At 57.8% G+C, this 15,926-nt stretch carries 9 protein-coding genes and 2 pseudogenes; 9 read left to right on the top strand and 2 right to left on the bottom strand.

All coding sequences use genetic code 11. The annotated features are described in order from the left end of the window. Positions 1 to 127: 127 nt before the first annotated feature. The 6 genes from GSQ83_RS03855 (at position 128) to GSQ83_RS03880 (ending at position 12,215) form a co-directional block, all read left to right on the top strand. Entirely contained in the window at positions 128 to 4,678 is a 4,551-nt protein-coding gene (locus GSQ83_RS03855; protein ID WP_158801563.1) for an FkbM family methyltransferase, read from the top strand. Positions 4,679 to 4,953: 275 nt separating this feature from the next. Further along, positions 4,954 to 6,924: a glycosyltransferase family 4 protein gene (locus GSQ83_RS03860; protein WP_158801564.1), complete on the top strand. Its 1,971-nt coding sequence runs from the start codon at positions 4,954 to 4,956 to the stop codon at positions 6,922 to 6,924. A 758-nt stretch (positions 6,925 to 7,682) separates the two neighbouring features. Then, positions 7,683 to 9,650 carry a glycosyltransferase gene (locus GSQ83_RS03865; RefSeq protein ID WP_216849911.1) on the top strand — a complete coding sequence of 656 codons (1,968 nt, stop codon included), beginning with the start codon at positions 7,683 to 7,685 and terminating at the stop codon, positions 9,648 to 9,650. Between the two features lie 11 nt (positions 9,651 to 9,661). Then, positions 9,662 to 10,345 (top strand): hypothetical protein, encoded by a 684-nt coding sequence (locus GSQ83_RS03870; protein WP_158801565.1) that lies wholly within the window; start codon positions 9,662 to 9,664, stop codon positions 10,343 to 10,345. A gap of 267 nt (positions 10,346 to 10,612) precedes the next feature. Then, complete coding sequence (gspG, locus tag GSQ83_RS03875; RefSeq protein WP_174246620.1) at positions 10,613 to 11,083, top strand: type II secretion system major pseudopilin GspG; 471 nt, start codon at positions 10,613 to 10,615, stop codon at positions 11,081 to 11,083. 412 nt (positions 11,084 to 11,495) lie between these two features. Continuing rightward, positions 11,496 to 12,215: an A24 family peptidase gene (locus tag GSQ83_RS03880; protein WP_158801566.1), complete on the top strand. Its 720-nt coding sequence runs from the start codon at positions 11,496 to 11,498 to the stop codon at positions 12,213 to 12,215. Between the two features lie 13 nt (positions 12,216 to 12,228). Here the strand turns inward: GSQ83_RS03880 and GSQ83_RS03885 are convergent, their stop codons facing one another. After that, positions 12,229 to 12,645, bottom strand: a complete 417-nt coding sequence (locus GSQ83_RS03885) for a lytic transglycosylase domain-containing protein (protein WP_158801567.1) — start codon at positions 12,643 to 12,645, stop codon at positions 12,229 to 12,231. A gap of 1,364 nt (positions 12,646 to 14,009) precedes the next feature. Here GSQ83_RS03885 and GSQ83_RS03890 point away from each other — a divergent pair. Next, positions 14,010 to 14,567 (top strand): sigma-70 family RNA polymerase sigma factor, encoded by a 558-nt coding sequence (locus GSQ83_RS03890; protein WP_158801568.1) that lies wholly within the window; start codon positions 14,010 to 14,012, stop codon positions 14,565 to 14,567. A gap of 14 nt (positions 14,568 to 14,581) precedes the next feature. Further along, positions 14,582 to 15,268 (top strand): ChrR family anti-sigma-E factor, encoded by a 687-nt coding sequence (locus GSQ83_RS31080; protein WP_158801569.1) that lies wholly within the window; start codon positions 14,582 to 14,584, stop codon positions 15,266 to 15,268. Between the two features lie 4 nt (positions 15,269 to 15,272). On the opposite strand, the pseudogene GSQ83_RS30285 reads toward GSQ83_RS31080, so the two are convergent. Continuing rightward, positions 15,273 to 15,422: pseudogene (locus tag GSQ83_RS30285) on the bottom strand (IS5/IS1182 family transposase); the annotation flags it as partial. An 88-nt stretch (positions 15,423 to 15,510) separates the two neighbouring features. Here GSQ83_RS30285 and GSQ83_RS03900 point away from each other — a divergent pair. Continuing rightward, positions 15,511 to 15,818 (top strand): annotated as a pseudogene (locus GSQ83_RS03900) (transposase); the annotation flags it as partial. Positions 15,819 to 15,926: the final 108 nt, after the last annotated feature.

Raw genomic sequence — 15,926 nt, forward strand, 5'->3', positions numbered from 1 at the left:
CCATAACGGTTCGAGCAGTCCCCGTCGAGAGCGGGTCGTCTGGCGCTGTTGCAGGTCGATCCGCCAGAAGGCAAGATTGCCTCAGAGCTGAGGCGTCGAGACATTAGGCGTCGGAGGAACATGCATCATGACACTTGTCTCCTACGCCCAAAACTTCGAGGATATCCTGCTGTGGCGTGCCTTAAGGCACGTCGAGAAGGGGTTCTACATCGATGTCGGTGCAGCGCATCCGGACATCGATTCCGTAACTCGCAGCTTCTATGATCGGGGCTGGAGCGGCATCAATATCGAACCGACGCCTGAGTTTAGCGCCCGACTAGTCGCCGCCCGACCGCGAGATGTAAATCTGAAGGTGGCGCTGGGTGCGGAGGCCGGCTTGGCGGAGCTTTTTGTAGCCGAAGGAACTGGCCTGTCGACGCTCGATCCGGCTGGGGTCGGATCAATCGAAGAGCACGGCTTTCCGGTACGGCGCGAGCAGGTAACTCGGGAGACTCTTGCCGAAATTTGCCGCTGTCATGCGCCGCCTGTCATCCATTTCCTTAAGATTGATGTAGAGGGGACCGAGCGCGCTGTCATTGCAGGTGCCGACCTCAAAGACTACCGGCCATGGATCATTCTTGTGGAAGCAACAGCACCGATGTCTGCCGTCGCTTCGCACGGCCAATGGGAGCCGATGCTTCAGGCAGCGGGATACCACTTCGTCTGGTTCGATGGGCTCAATCGATTTTATGTTTCCGACGAAAAATTAGCGGAACTCTCGCACGCATTCCTTGTTCCCCCGAATGTCTTCGACGATTTCATTCGCGCAGCAGATAGCGAATGGGCTCGACGAATCCACGACGCAGAGACACGCGCCGCAGCCCTTCTAAAACGCGCTGTTGCGGCGGAGCAACAGATCGCGATAGAGGCTGCCAGGGCCGCGGTCGCAATATCAAGCCTGAGCCAAGCAAGGAAACTGGAGGAGGACCTAATCTATCTACGCAAGCATGTTGAGGAGGCCGAGCGCGATCGAATTGCAGCAGAGGTGCGCGCGCAGGAACAGGAGAAGAATGCGGTTGAGCAGTCCATCCGCGCGACCGCGGAAATGGAACGCGCGGCGTTACTTGAGGGAAGCCAGCGCGAGGCAAGGGAGGCATTCGATGCGATTATCCGAAGCACGTCCTGGCGTGTCACAGCGCCGCTCAGGCGACTTCGCGCAAAGAGAGCGATGTCCGGGCCCACGCTGGCGCCGCTCGCGTTGCCGCCTCAGAAGCAACCGCTCGCCCCAGTCCTTCCATCACTCATGCAGCCCATCACTTTCCGGCCACTACCGCCTCGGGCAGCACGTGGCGTGAGCGGCCAGAATCGGCGCGTCGTCCATCAGTTTCATGCCGGATCTGCCGTTTCCGACGCGGTTACCAATTCTCTTTTGTTGACCCGGCGGCTGCTTCGGTCGCTAGGCTATGTCAGCGATATATTTGTTGAGCACCGCGATGAGAGACTTTCTGATGAACTTCGCCTGCTCGATGAGTTACCGAAACATGATCGCTACGTGCTTATTGCCCACCATTCTATGGGTTATGACGGATTTCACCGGGTGGCGACGCTGCCCTGCCCCAAGATTCTTATGTATCACAACATAACCCCTCCGGATCTTCTGGCAGGCGACGCATACCTACAACGCTACGCCGAGCTTGGCCGGCTGCAGCTTGCGGAGTGGAGGGGTCATGTTGTCGCGGCGCTCGCCGATAGTGAATTCAACGCATTAGAGCTACGGCAGCTAGGCTTCGATCCCGTGCAGGTTTGCTGTCTTCTTTTCGACCCGGTCGCGCTGCTGGCGCGAGCGGTCGCAGAGGAGCGGGCCGAGGAAGAAGAACCTTTTACCATTCTCTTTGTCGGACGCGTTTGCCGATCGAAGGGACAGATCGAGCTGGTAGAGGCGTACGCGGCCTTCCGCGCCGAATATGGGACGCCATCGCGCCTCGTCCTCATCGGCCGCCATGGCGGCGACGAGGACGGCTATTTTCTGGAGATCAGGGAGCGTATCGCCGACTTGGGCCTCGAGGACAGTGTTCTGATGACGGGTCTTGTCTCGGATGCGGTCCTCCATAGCTGGTACGCCAAAGCCGATATTTACCTTTCCCTAAGTCGTCACGAGGGCTTCGGCGTGCCGCTGGTTGAGGCCATGGCTCATCGGGTTCCAGTGCTCGCACTTGCATCGGGTGCTGTCGCCCATACGCTTGTCGGCAGTCAGGGCCTTTTCAGGGAGGAAGATCCGGAGGCGATAAGTAAACGCTTATTGGCGGCTGCCAGAGACGACGCCTTGAGGCGTTCGATCCTCGTCGCACAAGGCTGCATAATCGAGCGTTTTTCGCTCGAAAAGCAGCAGCCGGTGCTTCTGCAGGCCTTAGGCGCCGCGGGCGCTGCTCCTCCGATCCCCTCCGAGACGCGCGAACTGCTTTGCGCGACAATGCAATTTACGGTCATGGGCCATGTCAACGGCAACTACAGTTTGGCAGCCATCAATCGAAGCCTCGCCCTTTGTCTCGAGGCATCCTGCCTGGGCTCGGCTAGACTTGTGCCCGTCGAGGAAGAAGCAACGGATCGGCGCCTCAACATTCCAGACAGCCAAAGATGCGCGATCGAGGCCCTAATTGCGCGTCAACGACCGGGCACCGGTCCCGAAGTCGTTATCAGCCAGCATTACCCGGTGCATGTGCCGGCGGACAAAGGTGATCTTGCTCTAGCCTATGTTTTCTGGGAAGAGTCTATCATCCCTCGCAACATCATTGAGACCCTCAACAACGATTTTCGCGGCGTTCTGTCGCCGTCTCGTTTCGTAACAAAAGTCTTAATCGATTCCGGCCTAACGCTTCCAATCCATTATGTGGGCTTCACGCCCAATCTCGGTGCCTTTCGAACCATTGCCGATCAGAGGCGACGTTCGGTTCGGGAGGCCCGCCCGCTTACCTTCCTTCACGTGTCTTCGGCCTTCCCTCGCAAGGGCATTGACCTCCTTCTAGAAGCTTATCGGCGCGCGTTCCGTGCGACCGATGATGTTCGACTCATCATCAAATGCTTTCCCAATCCGCACAACAATGTCGAACGCCAGGTTGCGGCGCTACGCGCCGCCGACCCTGAAGCACCGGCGATCATCCTCATCGACCGTGAGATGACCGAAAGCGAACTACTTGAGCTCTACCGCGATGCGGACGTGATGGTCCTGCCAACTCGAGGCGAGGGGTTAAATCTGCCGGCGGCGGAGGCTCTTGCATCAGGCCTTTCGCTTATCGTGACGGGCTATGGCGGACACATGGATTTCTGTTGCAACGAAGCGGTGCGACTGCTGGAATATGATTTTTCTTCCTCCGAAAGCCATCTGTCGAGCGCCGGCTCCGTTTGGGTCGAACCCCATTTAGACGATTTGACGGATGCGCTGCGGACGGCGTCCGTTACCCGCCCGCCGGCGGAGCCAAGGAAGGGCATCGGAGAAGTCGCAGATTTTGCGAGCAGAGTCACAAACGCGGCGGCCGATATACTTCTGACACCACCGTCGCCCGGCCTGCGGGTCGGCTGGATTTCGTCCTGGGACGTGCGATGTGGCATCGCGGAATACTCACGGCATCTGATCGCGGCTCTCCCAGTCAGTGCTGTCACTGAGTCTGTCACGATTTTCGCCGACGACAGGACTGCACCACAGGGCCATCTAGACAGCCGGATCAAGGTCTTGCCGTGCTGGGAGCTAGGCCTGGACAAAGGCGTATTCGCTCTCTCACATGCGGTGGCGGCGATCGATCCGCAGGTTCTTGTCATCCAACATCAGCCCGGGCTCGTTCCTTGGGGCCGCCTTGCAGAGTTTCTCGGATCCTCGGCGATCAGAGCGAGGAGTGTTGTCATTGTTCTCCATTCGACAAGGCGGTTGACCGATCTATCCCCTGCGGAACGACGCCCAGTGCTCTCATCTTTGAGCGAGGTAGGGCGCATCCTGGTGCACACCGTGGACGATCTCAACCGGCTGAAGGCTTTTGACCTGACGGAGAACGTGGCGTTGCTGCCGCATGGGGCCGACGTCAGCGCCGCGCCGCTCGTCGCGCCACGACATCTGAAACGTGACTCGTTTCCACTGATCGGATGCTACGGCTTCTTTCTACCTGAGAAGGGGATCAGGCAGCTCGTCGCGGCCGTCGCGCAGGTTAGACAGCACTACCCGAGTGTGCGGCTTCGCTTGGTGAATGCCCGGTACGATATCGACACTTCACTCGAAGAGATCGCGTGCTGTCGAGAACTCGCATCGAAGGCTGGGGTGGCTGACGCCATTGAATGGCACACAGAGTTCCTGCCTCAAGCACAGTCACTCGCTTTGCTTGCTGATTGTGACGTCGTTGCTCTTCCCTATCAAACTTCGAAAGAGTCGTCCAGTGCGGCGCTTCGCTCCGCTCTTACTGCCGGTCGACCAGTCGTCGTCACGCCGATTCTAATTTTTGATGAGGCTCGGGGCGCTGTTCAATATTGCAAAAGTATCAACTCTAGCGACATCGCTGAAACATTGCTCGAGCTTCTCGGGGACCCTGAGCGGCGGGCTGAGCTCCAGCTCGCGGGTCGGGGGTGGCTTGAGCAAAGAGCTTGGGCGGAGGTCTCGCGGCGGATGCATGATTTGCTTGTGGGTCTGCATGTTCAAGAAGCGGCAAGAAGTCGGTGAGGAGGCGCGAATGAGGACCCGGAGACTTGTTACAAGCAAGACGCTGACAAGAGGCCGCCCTGAACGCCGGTCAGCGAACCGGATCGGATGTCCGGGTTTCAGCTGCCCAGGTGTGTGGTCGCTCGGAGATCGAATTAATGGCGTTTTCCTTCGTGATACCATTTAGGGTGTCTTGTATCTCTACGGCGGTGGCTCATCTGCGAGGCAGAGTAACGCAGCGGGATCACGATCCTATTGCTGCATATAGCCCACGGCCGCCGCGATCAGTAGTGGTCATGGATGAGAGCGCTGCTGATGCACTTCTGCTAAAGAGGCTGGAAGACCTCCTCGTCCATCAAGGTGAGGGAGACGCCAGAGAGACGGCCATCCCCACGCAGAACCAGAAGGTAACCCCAACTGACCTCAGCGTGCGGGCGGAGCGGGGTTCGCGTGTTATAGACCTTTTCGATGACGATGCCGTCGCTCGAGCGGTCGGATGGCCTGTCACGCGCATCTCCCTTGCCCAAACCAGACCGGAGCCGGTTGTCGACAGAGAATCGGCTATCCATTTCGTGATCACGTTGCTGCGGCGCAGGCCAGATCTACGGCGTTGTTTCCCGCAGGCTTTGTCTGGAGGCATGAACGGAGGCTTCGCACGCTGGCTGACAGGCGAAGGTGCTGATTCTTTTTTTAAACCCGGCTCACCGGCGAAGAGCCTGATTCGCACGGCCTTCCAAACTTCGCCAGAACGCCGCGGACTACAGGTTGCAGTCTATGACGAGAAGTTGCGGCAGTCTTGTCCCTTGTTTCTGCTGCCGTCGGGTCGACGGTGGCTGATCGCAACATTGTTCGGAGCTGTCGATGAGCACCTGGTCACTTTGGACGAGGTTTGGTGGACACTTCTAAGTGTCTCTGAGCAACCTTTCGATCAGCTATCCCTAATTTGGCTTGTGACACCGGAGTGGCAGAAGCGCTTTCCTTCTGGCGGAAGCAGTCTCCACCGACGGGCATTCGCAAGCTGGTTACATTATAATTATTCGGTCGATCCGTCTGAGACCAGGGGTTGGTCGACGGCGGCGATGGAAGCGCGGCCCGAGAAGGCCGTGGACGGCGCTTCGACCGCCCTTTCGGCCCGTACGCTACCGGGGCGCGGAGTCAACGTCTTGGGCCACTTCTGCTATCCATCTGGTCTCAGAACTTCGCTACAGAACCTCGTCGCAAGCCTCAATACCTGCGGAGTAGAGACAGCGCTAAGAAACGTGCCCGCGGCCATTTCAACAGATGAACCCGACTTTGATTCGTTTCTAGACACGGAGCGGTTCGATATTTCGATCATCCATGTGCAACCGGCACCATTTTTCGTACAGGCCTACGCGCGTGCCGGACTGCGCGAGCGAACGCCTCGAACATATCGGATCGGGTACTGGTACTGGGAATCATTAGACATCCCCCCAGATTGGAGTTCCGCGTTCGCGCAATGTGACGAGATTTGGACTGCAAGCCAGTTCGTTGCCGACGCGCTGAGCGCATCGTGGGCTAGTCCGGTCAAAGTTCTGCCCCCGGGATATGAATTGCCCGAATTCACGCGAAGGTCACGCGCCGACTTCAAACTTCCCGAGAACACGTTCATCTTTTGCTTTGCTTTTCATATGACCAGCGCAATGGAGCGCAAAAATCCTCTGGCTGTGATCAAGGCGTTTCGGCAGGCATTCGCTCCGGACGATGATGTGGTTCTAGTGATTAAGACGACCTTTGGCGACCGGCATCCAGCAGATCTCACGCTACTAAGGGAACACGCTGCCGGTTACCCTATCCGTATCATCGATTCTACGATGAGCCAGTCTGAGATCCTGAGTATCATCGCAGCATCGGATGCCTATGTGTCCCTGCACCGAAGCGAGGGCTTCGGGCTGTCGATGCTTGAGGCAATGTTGCTCGGCAAGCCTGTGATTGCGACGAGGTATTCTGGCAACCTTGAATTCATGGATGCCTCGAACAGTCTTCTGGTCGATTTCGAAATGACTAGGTTGAAGGAGGATCTTCCGAACTATCCACGGGGTTTGCAATGGGCTGATCCGGCGACTGGGCATGCCGCTCGGCTGATGCAGTTCGTGTTCAAGAATCGTGCCGAGGCGCGCGAACTGGGCCTGAAAGGGCGGAGAGACGTCCTCGCTAAGATGACTTATGAAATTGCGGGGCGCCGGATGGAAAAGCGGCTGGCTGAGATCGCGCTCATGAAATCAGCGAATGTCCAGGCGAGCTTTTAGCGGATCGGCGACATTTATGGCGTTCGGCAGGTTATTGGATGGCATAAGCGCGTATGCACACAGTTGATCGTGGTAAGATCAGGTCCGAAGTGCCCCGTGGATTTCTCGCTCCGGAGATTCCATATGGTTGGGTCGTCCAACCGACACGCAGATCAAATGCGCGGCATCGTGCTTGAGTGGAGGCAGGATCTTTTATGGCCAAGGCAATATATCTGAGCCTTTTAAAGCAAATGTCGGAGACGTAGAGTTGACTGCTGGGAACGACTCCCTTGCGCATCTCCTCAATAAGCTGGAGGAGAAAGACGAAGCATATCGACTGCTCGTTGATGCCCATGGCCGCTTGCTGCACGTGCGGGCGAACCGGTACGCTCGGCTTGAGACGAGACTTCATACTAAGCTGCGGCTAATGGAGGAAGAGCGCACCAGTACTAGGGCGAGCTTGGCGCGCTTGGCGGACGAGCTTTCGGAGGTAAGATCGGATTTGATGGAAGCTGAGATTGGATCGAAACGAACCGCAGGAGAGTTGGCGGATCTGCGAAAGCAGCTTGCCCTTGCGGACGCTCGTATCAATGGTCTTTTGTCATCCAAAAGTTGGAAAATGACCGCGCCGTTACGCGGCGGAACACTGTTGTTCGTGGCGTTCCGAGCGATTGTGCGCAGGCTCTGCCAGCGCTGTTTGCAGTTTGTTAAGGTCGTGGTTCTGCGACTGCACTCGCTTAGGAAGCCTGCGGCAATGCCGCGCGACAGCAGCTCAGCGGTTGAACGCTTTGAAGATGGGGCTGGCCAAAGGCCGCCGTCTGGGGATCGACGTGAGTGATTTTGCCGGAGCGACTATGAACGTGAATTTCGAGCGGAAGGAGCTCGGCGTGGAAAATGGCTCTTATGACATATTTATTGACTGGTCCCTTTCTGACGTCAGAACTGAGGATCTCTCTTTCCAGATTGAGCATTTCAGGAGAGAAAGCGGCTTCGCTCTTAACGATGACTGCCTCACCATTGCAATGCCGGAACCTCGCCACGATCTTGAGCAACAGGTAGCTTGCGGAGCGTGGTGGTATGCGATCGCTAGGGCCGCGACGCGGCGGCGTCATCTTTTCGTTGTCATGGGCAAGCTTATCCCTCGATGTGAAATTGTGCCGTCCCTTCTTCAAGCGCTTTACGCCGACCCAATGCTGGCGACGGCGCAGCCGAGGTTCTCTGACGCGATGACGGATCGCATCTGGCCGCTTTCCGGGGGCGCCAACGCGGTTGGACATGAATGTCATTTGGGGCGTTCGGCGCTCAGTTCGCTACCGCCCCTCCTGCTAACAGCCGAATTGCTGGCGGCATGCTTTCTCTTGCGCGGCGAGGTTATCGCGACCGTGGCGCCTTCACATAGGATGCTGAGCTCGGCTGCAGCAATTTGCTACACCCTTTGCCAAGTACGGCGACGCGGCTTTCGAAATATTGTAGCCAATCATGTCGTGGTGAGTACGCCGCTGACCGTTCAGGAGATTTACCCGGTCTTATCTGAGGACGATACAAAGACAGTTGTCGAGACCTATCCCGACTGGCTGCGAGCCATTGGCGAATACAGACAGTTTCCTCAACTCCGTTTGGAGCCACTTCTTGAGGCCGCATTTCCAAACGGTGGAATCGAGCGTGACCTCCTACTCGATTGTCGAGGTCTGGTTCCTTTCAACAACGGCACTACTCAGTGCATTCTGGGCTTTCTGAGGGGGATAGATGAGTTGAGATGTGATTGGAACATCGACATTGTCTGCCATCCTGATGCTGCTAAATATCATCGACTCCAAGAACGGTTCCCACGCTTTCGGCGCTGGACCAATCATGTTCGGGGCTATTATGCTGCCGTCTACAAGCCCGACCAGCCCTGGTCGGTTACGGACCTGGTTGATCTACACAACCATGGCTACCTCATTGGGTTCAACATACTGGATACGATATCCTGGGATTGTGTCTATCCCTCTCCGAGAGAGCTAGATGCCGTTTGGCGTCTAACGGCGCGGTATTCGGACCTGCTGACATACATCTCTGCGTATTCGCGAGATCGTTTTAGGGCTCGCTTTCAAGTCTCGACAGGAGTGCGAGATGAAGTCATTTACCTCAGTCTCAAGGCGAGCGAACTGGTAAATCCCGCCTATAGCACAGCGGCCACCGGGGAGCATGTGCTCATCTTCGGCAATCTTTACGATCACAAGGCAATTGGAGTAACAGTGGGCATTCTGGCGACATCGCTGCCAGATTGCCTATTGATTGCCCTAGGTGGTGATCCATCGGACAGTTCCAATCTTCTAGTCATGGCCGGAGGTATGGCATCGCGCGATGAAGTTCATCGGCTACTGGCAAGCGCTCGAGCCATTGTATTCCCGTCCTTCTACGAAGGATTTGGTCTGCCCGTCGTCGAAGGTCTCGCGTATGGCCGATCGGTGCTTGTCCGACGGTCACTGCTCTGGACTGAGATCGCGTCACATGCGCGTCTGTCCGGGCGCCTGATTGAATTCGACGACAATGCTGATCTCGTCGAGAAATTGCGGCGGATTATGGAGGGGAGTAATGACACGCCCACCGTACCTTTCGGAGGTAATCTTGCCGTCGGCGTTGAGCCACCAACGTGGCGCGACGTAGGTAAGAAATTGATCGGACTTCTCGAGGAACGCCTGCAATCCAAAGACATACGGCACTGGGCTGCGAGAGACGAGACCTTAAGCATGATCGCGCAATGACTGGTTCTAGAATGGAGGTCGTCACTCTTCTGGCCGACCAAGGCGGTGAGACGTCAAATTTGGCCGAGAAGGTTCTGGCGAGGCTTTTTGCGCATCAGATGCCCGAGGTGCTCCATGAGTTGGTCAAGGTCGGCAGCAGCGGCGGCTACGCCGGACGGTTCTCAGCCTGGGACAGAGGTGTGGCGCAGTTTGGGAAAGAACTCGAAAGGTTTGACTTCGTCAACCTAGTGACGCCAGAGTTTCGTTGGCTAAAAGCAGAGTCGCTTAGCAGGCTCGACGGTGATGTTTTGAGCCTCGTCAGAAGAAGAGCAGTTGCTCTGGGCGAATTAGGCGTGCATGACGACCCGGTTGGCCACGGCCAACTGACTCGCTGCTGGCTAAGATCATCGTTTCTTCTGATGCCACCGGCAGAACTTCGGCTACTACGGACGCTTGAGAGCGTCCAGTGCAGTGGACTATACGGTGCCTCGAAGCCGCCCGAAGGTCTTGCGTGCAGTCACGATCCGGATGACTTGACCTTGTCGAACGAGCGACTTCTTTCAAGCAGACTGCTCTCGCAGGGGTGCAGTATTGTTGATGTGATCTGGCTTGCGGCACGCGCGGAGAGCTTCATGGAGCTCGAAAGACCTCTTGGTGTTATCCCGAGTTGGCACGTGCAGCTTTCGACTCGCGATTTGGGCAAGGTATCTCTTTAGCTAGCCGCGAGGTGCATTAGCAGTCACGAACTTGAAGGACTCCGCGAGCTATGTCTTTCTCACCGCACTTATCGAAATTCTCAATAACAAGAGAGGTTCCCCGGCGCTGCCGGTCTCGACTTCCCGCTTGGGGGCAGCACCCGCGGCGGCAAGGCATGGAGATGAGGGCCAAGCACAATGGGGCGAGATAACGACTTGACACACGATATCCTTAGCTTCACCCCTGATGGCCGCAGTCTTCCTGAAGCGACTTGCGACGACGCAAGTATGATCGATGCGATCCCACATTCTCGCGGCTCCTTGCCAGAGGGGGAGGGCCACACGGACGGCGAGGGCGGCTTCACGCTGCTGGAAGTCCTAGTTGTCATCGTGATCATCGGCCTTCTCGTCGGCTTTGTCGCGCCGGCCGTGCTGCACCAGCTCGGCGGCGCACGGATCTCGATCGCGAAGCAGTCGATCACACGCATTGGTACGGTGCTCGACATGTACAAACTCGATGTCGGCGACTATCCCAGCACTTCCGACGGGCTCCAAGCGCTGATCGACAGGCCCAGCGACGCGCAGAACTGGAATGGGCCTTATCTCAAAAGCGATTCGGGCGCACTCGATCCTTGGAACCATCCCTTTGTCTATCGCTACCCATCAGATCGCAGCGGGCATGACTACGATGTCTGCTCGCATGGTCCGAGCGCGAACAGCGATAGTGCCTCGGATAGCGGGATGATTTGCAATCAATGAGCCGCGGTTTCTGACGTTAGTATAGCGGGAGACACACCCCGGTTTGAAGTCGAAAGCTTGCTTGTTAGGACAGACGGCTTGCGCAGAGCAGTGCACTGCCGCTATCGCGCGGGCCCTGCTCAGGGAGCTCTCGCTTCTTCGTGCGATCCGAAAGTGCTAGTTCGAGGACGAGTGTTCCCTTTTGTCCATCACTGGTCTACGACGCGTGTTATAAAAACCGTCCCTGGTCTCGGCAGTTCTGCTCTGAAACCGGGGTGTTGCCACTCACTTAAGCGCCGCCTTAGACTAGGTTGTCTATCCCAATGCGTCTCGTATCTCCGGCCCGGATGTCTGTACGGGGTGGGAGCCATATCAAATTGATGACGTTAAGCGGCAGGACATCATAACCCACTCCTTTCCCGTCTGGCTGCTGATGCTGTTGCTTGGACCCATCATCGGCAGTTTCCTTGGCGTGCTCATCCGCCGCCTGCCGCGTGGTCGCCCGGTGGCTTTGGCGCGCTCCGCCTGCGAAAGCTGCGGGACCGTGTTGACGGCATGGGACTTAGTGCCGCTGGTGAATTATGGTCTGCAGCGCGGACGTTGCCGGCACTGCGGGGCGGCAATCGGCCGATTTCACCCGGCGATCGAACTCGCAGCGATCGGTGTTGCGCTCTGGGCCATGACAATTGATAACGGAGATTGGCTTATCGCGGATTGCGTGCTCGGCTGGGTTCTGCTGGCGCTCGCGGTGTGCGACTGGCGGAGTTACAGCTTGCCGGATGCGCTGACGCTGCCGCTCATCCTGCTCGGTCTTGCCGCGACCTGGTATTTGCGTCCAGGGGAGCTGACGACGCATGCGCTCGCAGCCGCGCTTGCTTACATGGCATTTCGCGCATTGTCCTGGCTATATCGCGGGCTGCGTGGACGCGACGGCCTCGGTCAGGGAGATGCGAAGCTGCTAGCGGCGGCGGGCGCTTGGGTCGGGCTTGTGGCGCTCGGCGACGTCGTTCTCGTGGCGGCGACGATCGGGCTTCTGCTCGCGGTTATCCTCGCGTTGCGCGCGGGCCGCCCGCTATCGGGCCAGACCGTTCTGCCCTTCGGCCCCTGCCTCGCATTTGCCACCTGGGTCGTCTGGCTCTACATGCCGGCTTGATGAGTTTAAATTGTCATTGTGATGGTTTGTCGCTTTCGAAGAGAAGACGAGCCGCGCGCAGCACCTCGCGCCGGTACCCCTCGCCGAGCATAGTGGTATGGGAGTGGTAGTAGCCCACCGCACGTAGCAAATCGCCATGTGCCTGATCGAGATAGGTCCTCAGGATCGCACCGGCGGCGGCGATGTTGAAGCAAGGCCGGCTGATGAGACGGTTGCGGACGACGACAGCGGGCAGCGTCGTGTAGGCTTCCAACGCCGGAATCCAGATCGTGTTCACCTGCATTACGCCAAGATCAGCAGTGCCGTTTGTGTCCGGGCGCACCATGCCGGCGCTGCCGCCTTCCACGGCCTGGATCGAGGGCAGGACGCGCGGCGGCAGCGCGTAAATATGGGCGACTAGCGCCATACAGGCGAGATAGGGGATCGACATTCAAAGTCCCGAGGTCCGCGGCACTAGATGCGGGGTGCGGCCCTTCCTAAACAGCTTGCTACGCGCAACGATAGCGAGATAGAAGAACGAGTATCTGAACGCTTCATTTTCAAGCGAAAATTGTGGCTCCGAGTTCTCCCTCCCCAAGTTCTTGGGTTGCAACGCCAAACCAGACTGCTCGGGCCTCAGTCCACGTGGTCATTCTGGCTTTAGAAACAACCGCGGCGGGGCAGATGTGAGGAGTCCTAAGGCAGATTCGTGACGAAGCACAAATAAATCTCACTTAGTGAACGTGCCTACAGGTTGCGCCGAATAAAGGAAATGTCTCTTCCGTCGTCCAGGCCTGACTTTGAGCCTGTGTTCCGGCACCGATAACCGTTGCCGGCTTGTAGTCGCCGGTGGGCGACTCGCTAATTCAAAGAGCCTGTCTACGAGACATAACTTGGTTTAGATCGCGTAGCCATGGCAAGAAGTAGATCCGCTCGCTCTGCATTCCACGGACTGGACCATCCCGATCTTGCGGTTGGCCTCTCACGGACATACCAGTGGGCGGCCATTCAAGCTAGGACAGGACACTGTCTGCCGGAGCGGGACCCCGGCGTGAGGGCCGATCATCAAAGTTACCATCCGATAGCTGACTAGTAGAATGATCCTCCACAAATTTATGGTTGTTGCAAGCCACTATGCTTCGATCTTGAGCCTCAATCGCTCTACAGTTTCTACGGCTCCCGTGATCGTGATTTCGTCACCGTGCGGGTGAGCCGCTACCGGGGAGACTCAAATAGCCGCAAAGCCTGGACAAGCAGATGGTAGCGATGGGGGTGGATCCGCGCAGAAACATCCGTCTCTCCGAGGTGATGCTGTGGGCTTGGACCGGCCGGGTAACCGCGTCGGGGGTGTACCAGTCTTGGACATCCGTCCCCAGACTGGCCGCAGATCAGCTTTCAGGACTCGTTTTTATTGCCCCGAGGACAGCACACGAGCTGATAGTCGCATTTTATTGGTCGGTGCGGGTTTGTCGGCCTGGATCATATGGCAGATTGGCGCTGGTAAGCGCTGGGCGAGAAGCAGCCTGTGCCTGAGACTGGCGGCTGATGTATTGTGGGCGGCGACGCCGGCGTACAACAACATTTGTGACTACATCTTCGCGATGTTCGATCTCGGACCCCAGGTCGTAGCGACCCACCTTGCGTATTCTTGCCCTCGCGGGTTATGGTTCGAGGAGAGCCTAATGGCCCGTGATGATCGCCAAAGAAAACGCGCGATCGGTCTGAGGCAAGAATTGTGATCAATACGAGGGCTCAGCGGGTGTTGAGCGTTCGATGCATCTCGGGCCATTCTTGATGCATGGACTCGCCACTCTGATGCCTGAGTTCCGTCCCGCGACTAGACTGGCAGTCTGTATTGAGGCCGTCGCTGTGTCGCGCGACCGCACAGCGTTTACGGTTCTCTTCCGATACTATACACCTCGCTTGAAGACTTACTTCGGTCGGAGAGGGTTGACACCGACCGCAGCCGACGACCTGGCGCAGGAGACCATGCTCAGGCTCTGGGACAAGGCCCATTACTTTGACCCCGAGAAGGGCCATCCCTCTGCGTGGGTATTTACAATCGCTCGCAACTTACTCGTCTCGGGATTTCGAAAACCGCGCCTTCGTGTTGTGGACGCCGATGTATCAGCATTTGAGGATCCCAATCCCCGGCCTGACGAGCAGCTAGCTATGAACGAGTCTGACGTAGAATTGCGACAGGCGATGTCGGCGCTGCCCGAGATGCTTGTCGATCTGCTGGAAGCGTCGGTCCTTGACGGGAAATCGCATCAGCAGATCGCGCAGCAGCAAAATTTGCCTCTCGGAACGGTCAAATCACACCTTAGGCGAACTTTAAAGCGGCTTCGCCTCGTATTACCTCAAGAGCCATGACAGCAGATACCGGAATGCAGCCGCAAAGACATCCTTGCGATGCGACGCTGCTCGCTTATGCTACGGGCACTCTTGGCAAAGCGCACCGGTTGATCGTCGAGATCCACGCGAAAAGCTGCTCAATTTGCCAGGAAGCAATCCGCGCCGCTGAGCGGGTGGGTGGACTTCTGCTGGAAGAATTGCCGCCTACCTCAATGACGCCGGGCGCGCTTGAACTTTGTCTGGCTCAGCTGGAAACTAACGAGCGCTTACCATCCTCGCGTGGAGCGACTCGCTCGACATCGCATGACGAAGCTTGGTCAGCGCTCATGAAGGGAGGCTTTGTGCTTCCGCCGGAACTACAGAACCTCCGGCCTGGACGACTTCGCAGGCTTGCGCCGGGCATTCTCCATGCCACGCTTTTCAGCGACCGCGACGGTGGGTTGCACTTCATTCGCGTTTCGCCGGATTTCGCAGTTCCGCGGCATAGTCATCCAGCTGGCCTGGAGCTCACTTGCGTGTTGGCAGGGGCGTTCCACGATGAGAGCGGCCGATATCAGGCCGGGGACGTAAGTGAGCAGCCGGACTGCGACGGATTGGACCACGCGCATTTGGTTAAAGCTGACCCACGAGACGGCTGTATCTGCATTTTGGCGGCGACTGGACGCCTTCGCTTCGCGGGCTTCTTACCTCGCATACTGCAACCAATCCTCCCCTTCTAAGAGTTCATTCCGACTCTGATAGGCAACGTCCTATGCGCCGGATCAGGATGATGGCTGAGGCTGCGTAGAGGAAGGCTTCTGCGGAGGAGATGAGCCGTTCAACGTCGCGGTAGAAGCGGCGGTTGCGGCCGAGCCAAGCCAAGAACCGCTCGACATGCGCTGATCGCGACCCGGCGGTTTAGTCTGCTGCACTGGAAGCGAGACAAGCGGATGGGCCGCTTGCAGCGTCCTTGGAGGCGATCATGGCACACTATGTCGGGCTCGACGTTTCTGATAGAGACACCGCTATTCACGTCATCGACGAGACCGGAAAAATGGTCTGGCGGGGCAAGCGGGCCAGCGAGCCGGAGGTGATTGCCGCTGCCCTGCGGCGACACGCTCCGCACCTCGAGCGGGTCTGGCTCGAAACCGGACAGTTGGCACCCGGCTGTACCATTCTCTGAAGGACCTTGGTTTTCCGATTATCTGCCTCGATGCCCGTCATGCACGGGCGGCGACGGCCCTGCAGCGAAACAAAACCGATGCCCGCGACGCCGAGACATTGGCGCAGCGATGAACCGCCTTATACCAAGGCCCGTTGATCGCAACCGCTATGCCCAGTCCCGAGAACCGATTGAGATGATCGTCCACGGCTGATCGGCGAGCTTATTCCAGGCGT

This window comes from Acidisoma sp. L85, from assembly GCF_009765865.1.
GTDB lineage: Bacteria > Pseudomonadota > Alphaproteobacteria > Acetobacterales > Acetobacteraceae > Acidisoma.

Coding starts and splice junctions, on each gene's coding strand:
- GSQ83_RS03870 (WP_158801565.1), top strand. CDS start 9,662: ATGGAGGTCGTCACTCTTCTGGCCGACCAAGGCGGTGAGACGTCAAAT.
- GSQ83_RS03860 (WP_158801564.1), top strand. CDS start 4,954: ATGGATGAGAGCGCTGCTGATGCACTTCTGCTAAAGAGGCTGGAAGAC.
- GSQ83_RS03890 (WP_158801568.1), top strand. CDS start 14,010: ATGCCTGAGTTCCGTCCCGCGACTAGACTGGCAGTCTGTATTGAGGCC.
- GSQ83_RS03880 (WP_158801566.1), top strand. CDS start 11,496: ATGCTGTTGCTTGGACCCATCATCGGCAGTTTCCTTGGCGTGCTCATC.
- GSQ83_RS03885 (WP_158801567.1), bottom strand. CDS start 12,645: ATGTCGATCCCCTATCTCGCCTGTATGGCGCTAGTCGCCCATATTTAC.
- GSQ83_RS31080 (WP_158801569.1), top strand. CDS start 14,582: ATGCAGCCGCAAAGACATCCTTGCGATGCGACGCTGCTCGCTTATGCT.
- GSQ83_RS03855 (WP_158801563.1), top strand. CDS start 128: ATGACACTTGTCTCCTACGCCCAAAACTTCGAGGATATCCTGCTGTGG.
- gspG (WP_174246620.1), top strand. CDS start 10,613: ATGATCGATGCGATCCCACATTCTCGCGGCTCCTTGCCAGAGGGGGAG.